This is a genomic window from Acidobacteriota bacterium, from assembly GCA_034211275.1.
Taxonomy (GTDB): domain Bacteria; phylum Acidobacteriota; class Thermoanaerobaculia; order Multivoradales; family JAHZIX01; genus JAGQSE01.
Genome location: JAXHTF010000138.1, coordinates 1 through 18,152, shown reverse-complemented (window position 1 = coordinate 18,152; position 18,152 = coordinate 1). Strand labels below are relative to the sequence as shown.

Annotated in this window: 5 protein-coding genes; 2 read left to right on the top strand and 3 right to left on the bottom strand. The window is 65.7% G+C overall.

The genetic code is table 11. The annotated features are described in order from the left end of the window. The 3 genes from SX243_18310 to SX243_18300 all read right to left on the bottom strand — a co-directional run. Positions 1-626, bottom strand: a 626-nt coding sequence (locus tag SX243_18310) for an NAD(P)H-binding protein (GenBank protein MDY7094931.1), incomplete at its 3' end; no start/stop codon positions are given. An 872-nt stretch (positions 627-1,498) separates the two neighbouring features. Then, on the bottom strand, positions 1,499-3,376 hold the full coding sequence (locus SX243_18305; protein ID MDY7094930.1) for a serine protease: 1,878 nt from the start codon (positions 3,374-3,376) through the stop codon (positions 1,499-1,501). Between the two features lie 314 nt (positions 3,377-3,690). After that, positions 3,691-4,041, bottom strand: coding sequence for a stress response translation initiation inhibitor YciH (locus SX243_18300; GenBank protein ID MDY7094929.1), 351 nt, complete (start codon positions 4,039-4,041; stop codon positions 3,691-3,693). A gap of 334 nt (positions 4,042-4,375) precedes the next feature. Here SX243_18300 and SX243_18295 point away from each other — a divergent pair, with 334 nt between their 5' ends. Then, on the top strand, positions 4,376-11,521 hold the full coding sequence (locus SX243_18295; protein ID MDY7094928.1) for a SpvB/TcaC N-terminal domain-containing protein: 7,146 nt from the start codon (positions 4,376-4,378) through the stop codon (positions 11,519-11,521). A 116-nt stretch (positions 11,522-11,637) separates the two neighbouring features. Then, positions 11,638-18,152 (top strand): neuraminidase-like domain-containing protein (locus SX243_18290; GenBank protein MDY7094927.1); only part of this gene is annotated, 6,515 nt, incomplete at its 3' end.

Here is an 18,152-nt window from a genome sequence, read left to right as displayed (position 1 = left end):
CGGATGAGCTCGTCGTTCTCCAAGGCGGCGACCATGAAAAGGGCGAAATCCACCCGTCGGGTGAGATTGCTCTCCAGAATCGGATCACCCACATGCCGGCTCCACACCGGCAGACCCTGGCTCTCTCCCTCTTCCAGGTCGCTACCCCGAACCACCGTCCACAGTGTGTCGCTGGCAAAGATCCGCCGGCACGCTTCCACCTGATCGTCGAGGTCCGCGAAACGGAAGAGTCGGGCGAGGAAGCCGAAGATCCTCACGAAAGTCTTGAGCTTCCACGAGTAGACATCCTGCCCGTCCCGGGTGATGTGCCAGCCGCAGGAGAAGATCAGCCGTGCTCGCGGTGGAGCGAAATCCAGCACTGCTCGAGCGGTGCCGGTGGCGTAGTGTTCCACTCCCCAGGGAACCAGAACCGTCAACACCCCATCACACCCCGCCACGGCTCGCTGGATCACCGCGCGGTCATCGGTTCGGCCGGGAACGAGAGTGATGCGACCCTGGAACCGGTCGAGCTTGCCCACGCTCTGCTCCCGACACACCCCGACCACGTCGTACCCGCGATCCAGCGCATGCTGCACCATGTACTGCCCAAGCTTGCCGGAGGCTCCGATGATGCAGACTTTCTTCATTGTTGCTCTCAGGATCGCTTCCGAGGAGTGGTGCTGGGCTCTTTGAGAATACGCGTCCCGGCGGTTGGGGAGCAAGCCGGCCTTCAGCCCCTGCGGGACGGCATCGCCCCCGACGGTTCCAGATTCTGCTGGTTCTCGGACCGCGAGAGTGCTAGCTTGTTCCTATGATGCGAGGGATCTCAGTCGCCGTTGCCCTTTGGGCGCTCCTCGCCGGTGGGTTTTCCTTGGGCCTGCTACCGGCAGCCGATCAGGGCGCTGGCGGCCTGAGTGGATCTCATCACGTCTGGGCTGCCGGTGGCTCGGTGGGTGTCGATCCACTCGAATCTCGCCCTCACTCCTCACCCTCCTCGGAGCTCGATGCCCAGGTATCGGGCCTCTTCGTCAGCTTTGCACCTCCCCTGCAGACCGTCGCCCGCGGCGGCGCGATACCGAAGGGGATGCGCCCTCGGTTCCTCAGCCAACAACCCAGCTCCCAACGGGGACCTCCTTCTCCCATCGTCTGACCGTTCGCTGAAGGTTCGACGAATTTTTGACTCCTGGGATCCCAGGAGAGGGAGAAGCTATGGTTTTCGATGCAGGAATGGTTGTAGTCCTCGTTCTCAGCGCTTTGGCCGCCACCGCCGTCGTCCTCGCCGAGATCAACTCTCGGCGCCAGAAACGAGAGGGGAAGAGCGGCGAGACCCCGGAGGAGGGAGCCGCGAAGTCGTCGAGGTGAGCGAGGGCTGCGGTGGAGGCGGCTGAGGGGCCGAGGGCTTGCTCAGGGCGATCCGGAGCAGCCGGAGCAGGGATGGCACACACACAGCGGCCCGCCACCCCGAAAGGCGGCGGGCCGCTCCGTCTTCTACTCAGGTTTCTCTATCGGACCTCAGACCTCACGGATTGCCGATCTCACACAGATCTGCGCTCTCGGTGATGAAGGAGGTGCCCTGGGCGCTGATGGCTTCCACCGTGATGCGTTTGTAGTAGCACTGGGTGGGGGCCCCGCAGTTGGCGTGGGCGCCGGAGGAGGAGCTGGTGCCGGTGGTGGTGGAGGTGACGCTGGCGGAGCCGCAGGCGTCTTGGCGGAAGTGGGTCACCCGATAATTCGCCGCTCCCTGCACCGCGCTCCAACTGCCGCTCAGGCCGACCCGATAGCCGGACTGGAAATACGCCGTGGCGGTGAGGTTGAGGGGCGGTGGCGGGCCGACCTCGCAGAGGGAAACGGTCTCGCTGGTGATCACATTGCCGCCGCTATCCAGCGCCTCCACCGTCGCCTCCCGGTAGTAGCACGAGTCCGGGGCGCCACAGTTGTTGTGGGCGCCCGAGCCCGAGGAGTTTCCGGTGGTGGTGATGGTGACGCTGGCGGAGCCGCAGGCGTCCTGGCGGAAATGGGTCACGCGGTACGAGGCGGCGCCGGGGATGGAGCTCCAGTTGGCGCTCAGGCCGACGCCGAAGGGTACCTGGTAGTAGGGCGTGCCGGTGAGGTTGAGGTTGGCGGCGCAGGTGTTGACCACCGCGCCCGACGGCAGCAGCCCGCCAAGGTCGGAGATGATGGCGTCGATGGGCACGCCGCGATTCTCCTGACCGCCGGTGCTGGTGCAGGTGGGGTTGCCGCGGCAGTGGTGCAGGGCGATGACGTAGTGATCGGAGTGCCGCACCACCGGTGAGCCGGAAGAGCCGCCCTGGGTGTCGCAGTAATAACCGACGTCCCCGGGGCCGCCGGAGCAGGCCGTCTCGGTGAGGCTGCGCACGCGGCAGGTGCCGCTGTCCAGCGAGTGGCTCGACGCTCGGGCGATGCGCTTGCCCCAGGCCGCGGGGTGTTGGGGAATGTAGATCTCGTCGCCAACGCTGGCTCCGCAGGCGTCGAGCTGGAAGTAGCCGTAGGTGCCCGTGGGATTGGTGGGCAGCTGCACCAGGGCGTAGTCCAGGCTGGTGTTGAGCTTGACCAGCGACGCCGAGGTCGCCACCACGGTGCCCGGGCAAGCGAACCACGAGGCGCAGCTGGTAGAGCAGCTGGAGCCCTCGGCCATGAACTCATAGTTGGTGTTGGCGGCGGCGGAGGCGCTGCCGATGCAATGCTCGTTGGTCATCAGATGACCGTTGGGCCCCACCAGCCAGCCGGTGCAGGCGCTAACGCCGTTGATCAGCAGCCGCGCCACCGCTCTCGATTTGTTGTACATGGTGCCGCCGTAGCACTTGGCCCACTGGGAATCGTCGGGGCCGCACAGGGCTTCCGGCTCGCTAGGGGGGAAAGAGTCGGGGAAGCCGCGGGCATAGCTGTCGAGGAGGACCGCGCCCTGGGGCACCGGCTTGGCCGAGAAGAGCTCCAGCACCGCGGTCTCGCCGGGGATGTGCAGACCCCAGAAGCCGCTGGCGCCGGGGACGATTTTGCCGGCACCGGTATACGTCCAGCTACGGCTGCCGTCGGGAGAGCGCAGAACGAGCTCGGCGCCCTCCGGCAGATTCATCGATGCAAAGTGCGGCGCAATGTACGAGGCTCCCGGGTCGGTGAGCTCGTACTTCCACACCGGCGCCGTCGAAGCGGTGCCGGTACCCAGCCGCGCCGGCGATTCGATGGTCAGAGCGATCTCTTCACCCACCGGCTCCGGCCCCTGCTGCGCCGTAGCGATGGGGTCTACCTCGAAGGGTAGGGAGGAATCGACTCCGGGAACTCCGGGCTGGGCCTCGACCCCGAGGCCAGGAGCTCCCAAGCCGACGATCAACAATCCGGTACAGAGCAAGGCTCTCACGGTGCTTGATTTCCACGACATTTCCAGTCTCCTTCTAGAACATTCCGGCCAGCCACCGCCGGCCAAGTCCAGCCCTCCCGACGAGGGCCCGAGCTCTCTCCATGCGTCGAAGGGCCGCACCCCGTCGGGATGCGGCCTGGAAGACGATTAAAGAGTGCATTCGTTATAAAAGGAGTGCCGAACAGCTCGTTTTGCCCCCCTCCTCAGGGCCGGACGAGGGCTGCTCCAAGGCCGGGCGCCCACTCCGAGGGTCGGAGAGGTCGATTCGTTGGACCCGGGGATAGGCAGGGCTCGGTGCTTCTAGATCCGAGCCGAAGCGGGAGGGAAGGTGATGTTTAGCCTTTGACAATCCAGCCGCGATCCTGGAGCAGCTGGCGGATCTGGTCGCGCTGGTCTCCCTGGATCTCGACCTGCCCGTCTCCAGCCTTGCCGCCGCTGCCGCAGGCCTTCTTGAGCTCCTTCGCCAGGGCCTTGAGCATGGACTCATTGCGCGGCAGGCCATAGATCACCGTGACGGTCTTGCCGCCGCGTCCGGACTTCTCGATGCGCAGCTTGGCGACGACCTTCTCCGGCACTGGCTCGCCCAGATTGTCGGAGCACTTACACTCCTTGGCCGGCCATCCACACTTGGCACAGACCATCGATTCGGAAGAGTAGACGAGACGGGACGGGCGTTTGCGTCGCATGGGGGGAGTGTACCGGAGGAGGGGAGTGGGTTTCAGCGCAGCCGGCGGGAGATCGCTCGGGTTTCGGAGGGGGCTCGAAGGGAGTCTCGCCGGCGACCGACTTTCACCATGGGCTGTGGAGCAGACCAGCGAACTACAAGCCTGCTGCAGCACTTACCGTTGGCTGACTCTTTCAGCAGGCTCTTGGACCCGAAGTACCGAGGGAACCGCCCCTGGAGGTGGCCTTGCCCCCAGAAAGGCCCCCTAGAAAGGGTATTGAGAGTCGATGCATTGCGACGAATACTAATTATTAGGAGTTCTATCGACAGATTCCCTACGCCCCGCGAGGAGCCCTGTGAGTCTCCAACGAGAGTCGCCCGCCGAACTGATCGCCCTCCCGCAGGGCGGTGGTGCGCTCCAGGGCATCGGTGAGAAATTCTCTCCGGACCTCTTTACCGGTACCGGCAACCTCTCGGTGCCGATCACGTTGCCGGCGGGGCGCAACGGATTCCAGCCGCAGCTCAGTCTCACCTACAGCTCAGGCCACGGTCAGGGACCCTTCGGCCTCGGCTGGAGGCTGAGTCTTCCCGGCATCCGCCGTAAGACTTCGAAAGGGGTACCTCGCTACGACGACCAGCGTGATGTCTTCCTACTGTCCGGGGCAGAGGATCTGGTGGAGGTGGGGCGTGCCGGAGGGGTGGCTACCTACCGGCCACGGACCGAGGGGCTATTCGCCCGAGTCGAGCACCACCGGAAGCCTGGAAGCGACTTCTGGCGGGTACGGAGCAAGGATGGGTTGATCAGCGACTACGGCACCGAGCCACCCACGGGGGAGGGGGAAGGCCACGGTAGGGATCCCGGCGTCGTGACCGATCCGACGGACCCGGAGAGGATCTTCGCCTGGCGCCTGACGCGAACGGTGGATCCCTTCGGCAATCGCATCGTCTATGAGTATGAGCGGGACTCCGGCGAGGGGGATCGGCTTTGGGATCAGCTCTACCTGCGGCGCATCCGCTACGTGGACTACGGGGCTGCCTCGGAGGAGCGCTACCTGGTTTCCGTCACCTTCGACTACGACCACGAGCGCCCGGATCCTCTCTCTGATCGCCGCCCCGGTTTCGAGCTTCGAACCCGGTGGCGCTGCCGCGCCATCGAGGTCCGCACCCACGCCGAGTCCGAACGCCACGTCCGCACCTACGGCCTGACTTACCTCGACGAGACCGAGGTTTCGGCGGACCGTCTGCCCGCCAACGGCACCTCGCTCCTGAGCCGGATCGCCGTCACCGGCCACGACGGCGATCTCAGCGAGGCGCTGCCGCCGCTGGAATTCGGCTATTCCCGCTTCGAGCCACAGGCCCGAGAGTTCCTAACTCTCGCCAGCGCCGAGTTGCCCGCTCGCTCCCTCGCCGATCCGCACCTGGAGCTGGTGGATCTCTTCGGCAATGGCCTGCCCGACTTCCTGGAGATGGGGCCCACCGTGCGCTATTGGCGCAATCTGGGGGGCGGCCGCTTCGATTTCCCGCGGCCGATGCGCGACGCTCCCGCGGGCCTGAGCTTCGCTCAGCCGGGGATCCGCATCATCGACGCCGACGGGGATGGTCGCGCGGACCTGCTGGTGGCGACGGGGGAGCGGGCCGGTTACTACCCTCTGGCTTCTAGCGGCACTTGGGATCGGCGCTCGTTTCGACGCTACCGCACCGCCCCCACGTTCAGCCTGGAGGATCCGGAAGTGCGGCTGGTGGACCTCGACGGCGACGGTGTGACGGATGCTGTGCGCTCGGGCTCGAGCCTGGAGTGCTACTTCAACGACCCGGAGCGCGGCTGGCACGCCACCCGCCGGGTCGAGCGGCGGCGGCTCGAGGAATTTCCCAACCTCTCTTTCTCCGACCCCCGGGTGCGCTGGGCCGACATGACGGGGGACGGCCTGCAGGACATCGTCCTGATCCACGACGGCAGCGTCGAGGTCTGGCCGAGTCTCGGGCGCGGCGACTGGGCGCCGCGGGTGTCGATGCAGAAGAGCCCCCGTTTCCCCGCAGGCTACGACCCCGCCCGCATCCTGCTGGGGGACGTGGACGGGGACGGCCTGGCCGACCTGGTCTACGTCTCCGACACTCGGGTCACTCTGTGGATCAACCGAGGGGGTTTGGGTTGGAGTGAGCCCATCGAGATCCGGGGCACGCCGCCGGTGTCGGACCGTGACTCCGTGCGCCTGATCGACCTGCTGGGCACCGGCATCGCCGGGATTCTGTGGAGTCGTGAAGCGGGCCTCGAGCTTCGGGGCCGCTCGTACTTCCTCGACTTCACCGGCGGGGTCAAGCCCTACTTGCTCACCGCGATGAACAACCACTCGGGGGCGGTGACCCGGGTGGAGTACCAACCCTCGACGCGAAGCTACCTCGCCGATCAGGAGCGGGGCTTGGCCTGGCGAACACCGCTGCCGTTCCCCGTCCAGGTGGTGGCGCGGGTGGAGGCCGCCGATCAGCTGTCCGGCGGCAAGCTCACCACGGAGTACAGCTATCACCACGGCTATTGGGACGGCGAGGAGCGCGAGTTCCGCGGGTTCGGGCGGGTAGACCAGCGGGATTCGGAGGAATTCGAGCGCTACGGTACCTCCGGTCTTCATCCCGGAGGGGGCTTCCAGACCGTCCCCACCGAGCGCTTCTCGCCGCCGGTGGAAACCCGCACCTGGTTCCATCAAGGGGCCGTCGCGGGAGAGGCCGGCGGATGGACGGAGCAGGATTTCACCACCGAATATTGGAGCGAGGATCCGAAGCTCCTCTCTCGGCCGCCGAATCAGGAGCGGGCGCTGCGGTCCCTCCCTCCGCCCACCCGGCGCGACGCCCTGCGCAGCCTGCGCGGCCGCATCTTGCGTAGCGAGCTCTACGCCCTGGACGGCGGCGAGCTGGAGGATCGGCCCTATACGGTCACCGAGCATCTCTACGGAGTGCGCGAAGAGGTCCCGCCTCAGGCCGGTGACCCGGGTCGCCGGCGCGTCTTCTTTCCCCATGTCCTGGAAGAGAGGGAGACGCGGTGGGAGCGCGGGGAGGATCCCGCCACCCGCTTCACCCTCACCGCGGATTACGATCCCTTCGGCCAGCCCCGGAGGGTCCTCGAGATCGCTTGTCCGAGGGGCTGGCGCCGCCCGGGGGATCGCCCCGCGGGACGGTACCTCGCGACCTGCACGCTGACTCGCTATGCAGAGCCTGCCGAGGGCTCGCCGGCTGCGGCATTGGAGAGGCACATACGGGACCGGATATCGATGACGACGCGCTTCGACATCGTCGACGAAGGCGGGTTCTCGCTGGAAGAAATCGTCGAGCGAGGCCGACTCCAAGAGGGGCTTCGGCCTTTGGCCCAGACTCTCAACTTCTACGACGGCGAGCCCTTCCACGGTCTCCCTCTGGGAAGGGTCGGGAGGTGGGGCGCCCTGGTGCGCACCGAGGAGCTGGTCCTCGCCGAGGGGATGCTGCGGCGAGTCGGGGAGGCTGCGGGTTTCGAGGGGCTCGCGCCCTATCTGTTTGCCGGTGAAGCGAGTCCCGACGAGATCGCCTGGTCCGTGGACTACCCGACGGAGTTCCGAGCCCGATTGCCGAGGGCCGCAGGCTACGTGGTCCATTCGGAAGACGACGGCTGCCTCGCGGGCTGCTTCGCCCGCACCGAACGGCGGTGCTACGACGTGCAGGCGGCCGCCGACGGTCCGGGCCGCGGGCTGGTGACCGCACACCTCGATCCTCTCGCCGGCGAGGCTGCCGGCGCCGTGGCGCCCACCACGGCAACACGGATCTCCTACGATTCCTACGATCTCCTACCGGTGGTCGTCGTCGATGCGGCGGGATTGCGCACCGAGGCCGACTATGACTATCGGGTGCTTCAGCCGCGGCAGGTCACCGACCCCAACGGCAACCGCAAGGTGTTCGGTTTCACCCCCCTCGGCCTGCTGAGCTCCATCGCGGTGCAGGGCAAGGAGGGTGAGGCGGTGGGGGATGGCGATCACCCGAGCACCGTGCTGCGTTACGACCTCAGTGCCTTCTCGCCGGTTGGCCGGCCTATTTCCGTAACCACGGTGCGGCGGGAGCATCATCACCACGACGAGGGCGTCTCCGGGGAGGATCGGCAGCGCACCCTCACCACCGTCGAATACTCCGACGGCTTCGGGCGCCCTTTGCAGGCTCGCACCCAGGCCGAGGACGTGCTCTTCGGTGAGGGGCCGTTGGGGCAGGGCTCGCTCCCGCCGGTTGACGGTGGGAACGAAGCTTGCCGGCGGACGCTGTCCGGACGCCGGCGGGGACCAGGGGAATCCGACAACGTCCTCGTCAGCGGCTGGCAGATCTACGACAACAAAGGGCGGGTGGTTCGGAAGTACGAGCCGTTCTTCGATCACGGCTGGGAATATCAGCCGCTGGGGGAGGAGACCCCGGGGGCCAGCGTGGTCATGGAGTACGACCCGCTGGGCCGGGTGATCCGGACGGTGAATCCGCAGGGCTCGGAGGAGCGGGTGGTCTACGGTAGGCCCCCGGACCTCACCGATCCAGCGCTCTTCCGGCCGTCCCCTTGGGAGGTCTTCGCCTACGACGCCAACGACAACGGCGGCCGTACCCACGGTGATGGGGCGCTGGAGTTTCGCCACAGCTGGAACACTCCCCGCAGCACGACGCTGGACGCCCTGGGACGCCCGGTGGAAACCATCGAACGTCTCACCTCCAAGCCTGAAGCGGGGGCGGCGGTCACGGTCCAGGAGTTGTCGACGGTCACCACCTACAACCTCCAGGGCCATCCCGTCGAGGTCCAGGACGCCCTCGGTCACATCGTCTTCCGCTACCTCTACGACCTGGCCGGGCGCAAGCTGTGCACCGAGAGTCTCGATGCCGGCGTGCGGTGGTCGATATTTGATGCCGCAGGGAACGAGATCGAGCGCCGCGACCCGCGCGGCGCTCTGATTCTGCGTTCCTACGACGCCCTCCAGCGGCCGGTGCGGCTGTGGGCCCGGGACTCCGGGGCGCGAGAGATCACTCTGCGGGAAGTCTTGATCTACGGCGACGACCCGCAGGCGGAGCCGCAGCGGTCCCCCGCCGAGCTCAACCTCCTCGGTCGCCTCTACCAGCACTACGACGAAGCGGGTCGCCTCACCTTCGAGGCCTACGATTTCAAGGGCAACGTGGTCGAGAAGACTCGCCAGGTCCTCTCCGACGAGGCGATCCTCGCCGTGTACCCGTCGGCCACGACGGAGCCCGGCGGGCGAACCGACGCTCTGCGGGTTCACTGGCAACCTCGGCCCGGTGAGTCGCTGGAAGAGCGCGCCCGGCGTTTGCTGGATCCCGCCGAGCATCGGCTGTCGAGCACCTATGACGCCCTCGATCGCGTCACGACCACCCTCTATCCCCTGGACGCCGACGGCGAGCGCAAGCGCCTCGAACCCCGATACAACCGCGCCGGAGCTCTGGAGGCGCTTTCGCTGGCGGGGGAGCCCTTCGTGGAACGCATCGCCTACAACGCCCGGGGCCAGCGGATTCTCCTGGTCTACGGCAACGGCGTGATGACCCGCTACGCCTACGACCCCGAGACCTTCCGCCTTGTTCGGCTGCGCTCCGAGCGGCTACAGAGCGAGGGCGACGCGGCGTACGTTCCCTCGGGGTCGCAGAGCGATCCGGCGACACTGTTTCAGGACCTGGCCTATCGATACGACCTCGGGGGCAACCTGTTGGAGATCCAGGACCGGGCTCCCCGGTGCGGCGTTCTCGACAATCCCCAGAGCCTCGAGGTCCAGGGGCACGATCCGGAGCTCGCCCGTCGGCTGGTTCAGGGCGATGCCCTGCTGCGCCGCTTCGAATACGATTCTCTGGATCGCCTGCTACGGGCCACCGGCCGCGAGCACGCCGCGCCGCCCCCGCCCCCGCCGCCGCCGTGGACCGATCGATCCCCCGGCACCGACCTCACCAGGGCGCGGCTCTACACGGAGTCCTACACTTACGACGGGGCGGGGAACTTGACCCGGCTCAAGCATGGCTCGGTGGTGCGCAGCTTCACGCTGCAGCCCGGGCTCAACCGCTTGCAGAGCCTCAAGGTGGACGGCGAGACCTACTCCTACGCCTACGACGCCAACGGCAATTTGACTCGCGAGGGCCTGAGCCGTCACTTCGAGTGGGATCACAGTGACCGCCTGCGCGCCTTCCGCAACCAGATGCAGGGCGCCGAGCCCTCCGTCCACGCCCACTACCTCTACGACGGTTCCGGGGAACGGGTGAAGAAGCTGGTGCGCACCTCCTCCGGCGGTCACCGGTCCACCGTCTACGTCGACGGCCTCTTCGAGCATCACCGAAAGGTAAGCGGGGGCTCCATCACCGAAAACGACACCCTCCACGTGCTGGACGGCCACCAACGCATCGCCGTCCGGCGCGTGGGGCCTCCTTTTTCCGGCGATCCGTCGGAACCGGTGCAATACCACCTCGGAGATCACCTCGGGAACAGCCACGTCACGGTGGCGGGACCCGGTGGAGGGGTGGTTCGCGAGGAATATACGCCCTACGGGGAGACGAGCTTCGGGGGGTTCGTGGGGAAGAGGTTTCGGTTTAGTGGGAAGGAGCGGGATGAGGAGAGCGGATTCTGCTATTACGGAGCGAGATATTACGCCCCATGGTTGGCGAGATGGTTCTCTAATGATCCGGAAGGTTCTTCGAGCGGCAGTGCTGGCTATAGATACGCTGTTAATAACCCTTTGAGGTTTGTCGATCCGGATGGTCGGAAAGATCGAGAGGCGATTCTGAATACTGGCCCGCAGGGCCAAGGGATCCTATCGTTCGTTCCAGGTCAGGTTCCTGGGCCAACCTTGAGGCGATGGGATGGGCCAGGTCTCGCCCCGACACCTCGTGATCGTGCAGTTATGGAAGGGCGCTTACCCAGGGAGGACTCAGAGGAGGGTTTTCTTTACGATCTTGAGTTGAAGAAAGCCATGAAGAGTGCTTGGGGAGCGTCTAAAGTCACTCCATCGGTAAGTTCTCCGTCAATACCGCCTAGTGGACAATTTTTATCATCCAAAGAGCTGGATGCTTCGGTCGCCCAGGCGGAGAGCCGAGGGAATAGCATTGTATACTTGAGAATCGATTTAAGCGCAGGGTACTTCTATGTAGGCAGGTCTGGGACAGACCTTGGGTTTGGCAGGTTCAATGTTAGGCAGGCTGAGCATGGCTCCGGCTACTCATTCCTAGTCCTTGCAACAGTAAAAGGCTCTCTGGCAAGGGTCGTTGAAGAAGACTGGATACGTCGCTTTGGTGGTCCCAGCATCTATGGAGGGTATCTGGAGAATAAACGCTATGAAATGAATGAGAGTATTTATCGAAGCACTTGCCAAGCTATAGGGCGGGAGCCGATCCCTCGGCCCACTGAGAACAGGGGACTTCCCAATCCCCCTCGCCCTCTCTGGCATCCAGTGACCGGCGGGTTGAGACGGTTAGGCACACCGAGAATCAACCTTCTGCCGCGAGCGCCGAGAGTCCCACTGAAGTGATCCTTACGCACTGAAGAGGAACGTCTGAGATGACGACCGGAAAGACGAAGAAAAGCTGCGGGAGTGTCCGTTTCCTTCTCCTAGACGACCCATCCGGCCAGCCGATTCACGATCGGGTGAAGATCCTCCTCGAGCACACGAGGGCGAGAAGCCGCAGCCGGGATGTCGAGGTGGAGCTCGAGGGCGAGCCGGTGACGGTGGGTGGGCTGGCCGGGCGTCCGGATGGCAGGTACAAGGTTCGTATTGAGCCTACGAAGTATCACTCGGAGACGGTGCTCGTCGAGGTGGTCCCCGGCCAGACGGTCGAGGTGGAGGTGCGCCTTCGCCCGCGGGGTGGGGAAGATGCAGGGTCTCGACAGCCGGGTTCGTCGCCTCCTCGACGGGGAGAGCGGCTCCTCGACGCCGACTTCCAGGCGGCGACAGGTCTCACCTTCTCCCGCCGCCTGGCCGCCTACCTCGAGGCTCGCGGCCTCAGGACTTTGGAGGATCTGCGTCGAAGTGGGGGGCTCGAGGGGCTGGAAGGCGCTCCCGATGATCCGGCGTTGCGGGCCCTGATGGCCCATGCCCGGCTCAGCGTTCTGTCGCCGGATCTCGAGCTCAACGCTCGCCTCGTGGGCAAAGGCTACGATGGAATCTCGGCCATCGCTCGCACCCCGCGGGACCGCTTCCTCGATGACATGGCCCTTGAAGAGCCGGGCGAGGAGGGTACCGAGGGGCTGAGCACGGCGCAGGCCGCCGCCCTTCATGTGAAGGCGTCGGCGCAGCAGAGGTACCTTCAGAACCTCGTCACCTGGCAGCGTGCCGAGGTCGCCAACGGCCGGGAGAGCCTGCTCGACGAGCTTCTCGCCGAAGAGAAGACTTGCCAAGGACGAGATTGCGACTCGGCGGTGAGCCCGCTGGCCTACCTGACGGAGCTGCTGCAATACGCCCTGCAGCACGTCCGGAAGAACGGCGCCAAGCTCAAGCTGGACGACCTCGTCGCACGCTTCCATCAGCCGCTGGATCGGCTGCCGGTCTCCTGCGAGGAAGTGGAGAAGCCGGTGCGCCAGGTGCGCCTGTGTATCGAGGTTCTGCGCGAGTACCTGCGTTCCGTGCACAAGAAGGCCCTCCCCGCAGGCCTGGGGGAGACGGCGGGTGAGGCGGTGGCCAGGGCCGTGGATGCCGCCCGTCTCCAGGCCTACGAGGCGCTCCTCGTCCAGATCGGCACCTCCTATCAGGAGCTACGGCTCAGCCGGAGCCTGAGCCCGGAGGAGACCCAACGGCTGGCAGGCCGCTTGGGCATCGAGGCCGACCGCCTGCCCGGCCTGTTGATCGACCCCCACGCCGAAGGCGCCGGCGCCGCCCTGGAGGAGCTCTTCGGCTTCCGGGAGCCCGACCTTCCCGCCAGCTTCTCGATCTCTGCGGACTCGCTCCCCCGCTTCGCGGCCTGGCAGCGCGAGGGCTTGCAGAGTCGCTGGCGGGAGCAAGACTGGCCCACCGACGCCTATCGCGAAGGCCAGGAGGACCAGCTGCCGGTGATCGATCCCGACCTGTTGGGTCCGGACGACATCCGCGAGCCTTCCGAACGCTCCCCAGCGTTCTCGCTCTGGCTCCAGCGGCGCCGGTGGGTCGACGAGCAGCTCGAGGAGATGGCCCAATGCCCGTCCCTCGTGGCTCGTTGGGAACGGATGGGAGAGAGCTATCGATATAGGGAGGAGGAGCTTCCTCCGGCCTGGCCGACCTTCGAGTCGCTGCAGAACCTCCGCAGGAATCTGCTGGAGCCTCCCTCGGCCAAGGCGTCTATCGAGGCTGGAGCCATCCTCGGCGTGTCTGAGGGGCTCCCCGTCGAGGCGTTTCTCCAACAGATGGAGCTTCTCGACACCTGGTCCGGCGGCGAGGGCGGTGAGGGCGGTGAGGGCGCTGAGGCCATTCCGAGCCGCGAAGAGACCCTCCTGCTGAACCTCAAGAGCAAGTTGACCGGCAGCAACCGTCAAGACGCCGAAGACGCGGCGGCCATGCTGTGGAGCCTCTACCATCTGCCCCCGGAGGCATTCCTCCGCATGATGGAGATTCGCCAGCTGGCAGCGGCGGGCGCCGGCTCCGGGGAGTCGGCCCTGAGCGCGGAGACCTGGCGGGAGCTCGATTCCATCCTGGTGCAGGTCCGCAAGCGTTGCGCCTTCCGGCTCTGGTGCCGGCAGGAGAGCCTCGGCGGGCAGCCCGGGGAGGCCTTGATGAGCGGGCGCCGGTTCTGGATCTCCCTGCGCGAGCCCCGGCCGGGGGAGTGGCCGCCGGTGATGCCCCCGGGGCAGGCTTGGGTCGATCCGACTTTCATCGATGAGGCCGATCTTCCGGGTTCGGCGGTAGGCCGAACGGCGCGGGAGCTTTGGGCCGCCCGCCGCGCCGCCCTCGATGCCCGGGCGCAAGCGCACGAGGGGCTGAGCTGGCCCGACCTGCTCGAGATGGAGCTTCCGGAAATCTTCTTCGAATACTGGCGCGAGAGTGAGTACGAAGGGTTTCTCGAAGCTTCCGGCCTGACCCGGGAAGAGTATGCTTACCTGTCCGGTCTCAAAGAAGAGAGAGATCTGCTGCCCGAAGACAAGGACCGGGCCGAGGCGCTGCTCCTACGGGTCTGGAAGCATCGCGCGGGTTGGGCCGGGCAGGAGGGGGCAAAGCCCTATTGGACCCTGAGAAAAGCCTGCCTGCCGCCGTGGCGGGGGAGCCGGGAGGACCGCCGCCGTTGGCAGCAGGCGTTCCTGCGGCGCTGCGAGCCCCCGGTGATCGACCCGGATCTCATCGACACCGCCGACCTGCTGCATCCCAACAGCTCCTCCGACGCCGCCGCGCGGATCTGGTCTTCGCGCAAGCAGGCTCTGGACGAGGATCTGGAGTACCACCGGACCGTCCTACAAGGAGAGTCGAGCAAGAGCTCACGCCTCGATCAGTGGATCCGAGCGTACGTCGGCGTCGATAGCGAGGAATTTTCCGAGCTAGCCGAGGGACTCGAGGGAGCCGGCGACCTCTCCGCCCGCCTCGAACAGCTGACTCTGTCCGCCGATGCCTTCCGGCGCCTGGTGCAGCTGCGGCGGCTGGTAGACGCCGGGGCGGAGCTCAAAGCCGATGAGTGGGATGAGGTCGTCTCGATCTTGCTCCAGGTGAAGAAGCGCCGCGGTTTCTCCCAATGGAGACAGGAGGAGCGGGAGAGCGGGATCGTGCTCGGCCCCGAGCACTTCAGGCTGCCGCGAGCGAGCTTCTGGGAGGTTCCAGCGCCGGGGCCGCGGGAGCTCCCCCCGTTCCGGGCCACCTGGCGCGCCCGGCGCGACTGGCAGGATCGGCTGGAAGCCCGCCTCCAGCAGTGGGAGACGGTGACCGACGCGCTGGCAGCCGCCGTGAGCGCCACCGAAGAGATCACCCTGCCCCCGCTGCGCGACGCCCTGGTCTTGGCCTGCCCGGATGGAGCGCTCTTCGTTTCCCGGAGTGGTCTGGAGGTCGGGACTCTCGACAGAGGGTTGACCCTCGAAACCAAGGGGGCGCTGCTGGCGGATCGCCTGCTCCTCGACTGCCGGGCGGGGGGATGCCAGCAGACGACGCGGGTCGCGCAGGCCATCAGCAGCCTGCAGACCCTGCTGCTCTCGCTACGCAACGGCCGGCTACGCCAGGCTCACGAAGACCTCAGCCTCGAAGCGGAGGGCTTCGATGAGCAGTGGAAATGGATCGGCTCTTACGAAACCTGGCGGGCGGCGACCTTCGTTCACCTCTATCCCGAGAACCTCCTGCTGCCGGAGCTGCGCCGCGAGCAGAGCCCGGCCTTCGAGAAGTTGATCCAAGAGCTACGCCGGAATCGTCGGCTGACGCCGGAGGATGCCCTCGAGGCGGTGATCGAATTCGAAGACTACGTCCACGACATCTCCAACCTCACCCTGGAGACGGCGGTCTCCGCCCGCGTCGGGGATGAGAACCGGGTCTACGTCTTCGCCCGCGGCCCGGCGCCAGCGAATCGCATCTATATGTGCTGGTACGAAGCGGACGATCCGGATTCCAAGCAGAGCTTCTGGTACGAAGTGCCAAACCTCGAGAACGTCATCGATGTCGTTGGGGCCGTGGTGTACGCGCGAACGCCCGAGAAGCGGCATATCTATCTCTTCCTGCGCAAGCGCAGGGTTGAAGAGCAAGAGCTGATCTTCACCACCTTCGATTTGCGAGAAGCCAGTTGGAGTGATGATGCCTGGGTGCTTCATGATTCGTTGGAGTTGCCTGAGGGAGTGGAGGAGATTACGGCAGTGGTGAAGCAGCGAACCGATGAAGGTGAGCCGCCTGAGTTAGCCGTAAGAGTTTCGACTATCGATACTTTTGGTGAAGTCTCATATCCCCGTGGAACCGTTTACCTGCGTCCCTTCGACTCTGCTGGGGGAGGCTGGGCAGATACGACCTGGTCAGCTTGCCTCGTCCATGAGATGGCTTTCGTCGATGAGCTTTTGGCAGTGATGTCCCGCGATGGGGGAGGCTTCCTACTCATCTGGCGCCAGAGGACACATGGCTATTCAAAGGGCAAGGGTATTCATTGCAATCTATTTCGTGAGGACGGGAAGCTTGAGGGAACTCTCCTCTGCAATCTAAAGCCTTTAATTGAAGGTGACTGCGCTCTTGTGGAAGCCGCCCTCTCACCATCGCACGGCCCGGGTGGACTAGATATATTTCACAACATAGTGGCCGAAGGCGGAGGTGAGACCTTCAGGGTCACCACGGTTGACCTTGAAAGCTGGAAGAACGGAGAGGGAGCTCAGGCCGACTTCGAAGGTTGGGCTATGGCGAAATTCGTTGCGGTTCCTTGTTGCCCGGCAGGAAAGAGGTCCTTCGCCTATCAAGCGTCCGCTTGGCCGGGCCTCTCTGATTCAAGAGGTTCGCGAGCGACCCCGGTGATTCATCGCTCGGTGCTCTCAAGCGACTTCGAGCCCGATGGTTCGCTTCCTTTGACGCCTTCCTTGGCTGGAGCGTCTGTTCGTAGAGGTAAGAAAGAGGTGGAGCAGCTAGTTGGTATTCATCACCGAGCTTCCGCCAGGTCCAGGTTTTCGGCGGAGGTCTTTTTCCAAGTCCCGATCTACGTCGCCCTCCAGCTCCACCGCCGTCGGCACTTCCAGGCGGCTTTGGATTGGTACCGCCGCGTCTACGACTTCACGGCGCTGCCCAAGGAAGCGATCGTGTATCCGGGGCTAGAGCACCGCCCTCGAGGAGAAGGCTTCGGAGCTGCGAAGGAGCAGAACGATGATCGAGGGCTCAACTATCAAAAGCGCCAAGAATGGCTGGAAGACCCGCTCAATCCCCACGCCATCGCGGCGTCCCGCTCCTGGGGTTTGACCTACTCCCGGTTCACTCTGCTCTCCATCGTCCGCTGCCTGCTCGATTATGCCGATGCCGAATTCACCCTCGACACCGCCGAGAGTCTCCCCCGGGCTCGAGCTCTCTACCAGGATGCCCTCGAGCTGCTCTCCCGCCCGGAGCTCGATCAGCGGCTGGACGAATGTGCCGAGATTCTGGTGACGATCCGGGAGAAGCTGCGAGAGCACGCCCCGGATCCGCAATATCGAGGAGCCGTGGACGATCTCGTCGCGACGCTGGGTCGAGCGCCGGGGCCCAAGGCCCTTGAGGCGGCGGGGAAGGAGGCGCTCTCGGTCTTCCCGGAGGCTCCCACCCAGGCGACCCGAGAGCTTCTCGTCGATGCCGCCCAGCAGCTCGAGGAGGAGGTCGCCCGGTGGTACCGGGACCTGCCCAAGGATCCCAGGGACATCCTGGGGCTGGGCTCACACCGGAAGGACGAGGCCGCGCTGGGGCTGTTGGCGCAGGAAGCGCTAGCCTTCGGGGTGGAGGAGGTGGGGCTGCAGGCCGAGGCGCGCTTCGAGCATCTCTTGGAGCAGGTGATGCAGGGGAATCCGGAGGTCGACGTTGTGCCCGCCATCGCCATGGCCGACCGCCGGATGGGGGCTTCCGCCCAGCCCCCGGATCTCGTCTTCCCGTTCTGGGTCCCGCCCAACCCCGTGCCCCAGGCCCTGCGCCTTTACGCCCATCTGCAGCTCTTCAAGCTCCGCCACTGCCGCAACATCGCCGGCATGGAGCGTGAAGTGCCCTTCTACGCGGCGCCGACGGATACCGACAGCGGCATGCCGGTGATCGGCGCCGGGGGGCAGCTGGTGCTGTCCGGCACCGCGGCCGCACCGGCCACCCCCTACCGCTACGAGGCCCTCCTCGAGCGGGCTCGGCAGCTCGCCGACCGTGCCGGCCAGATGGAGGCGGCCTTTTTGAGCGCCCTCGAGAAGCGGGACATGGAGAGTCTCCGCCGCCTCGAGGCGCGGCAGGAAGTGCAGCTGTCCAAAGCCAGAGTACGGCTCCAAGACTTGCGCGTGGACGAGGCGAAGGGCGGGGTCGAGCTGGCGGAGTTGCAGCGGGATCGTGCCCAGATGCAGGCGGATCACTATCAGCAGCTCATTACCGCAGGCCGCAGCGGGAATGAAGAGAAGATGCTCAAGTACATGCACGCATCTGTCATCGCGCATTCGATCAATGCTGGCAATCAACTCGCTGCAGCGATAGCACTCGCGATCGTTGCAGGGACGACGAGCTCTCCGGCAGCAGGCCAAGCCGCTGCAGGTTACCTTCAAAG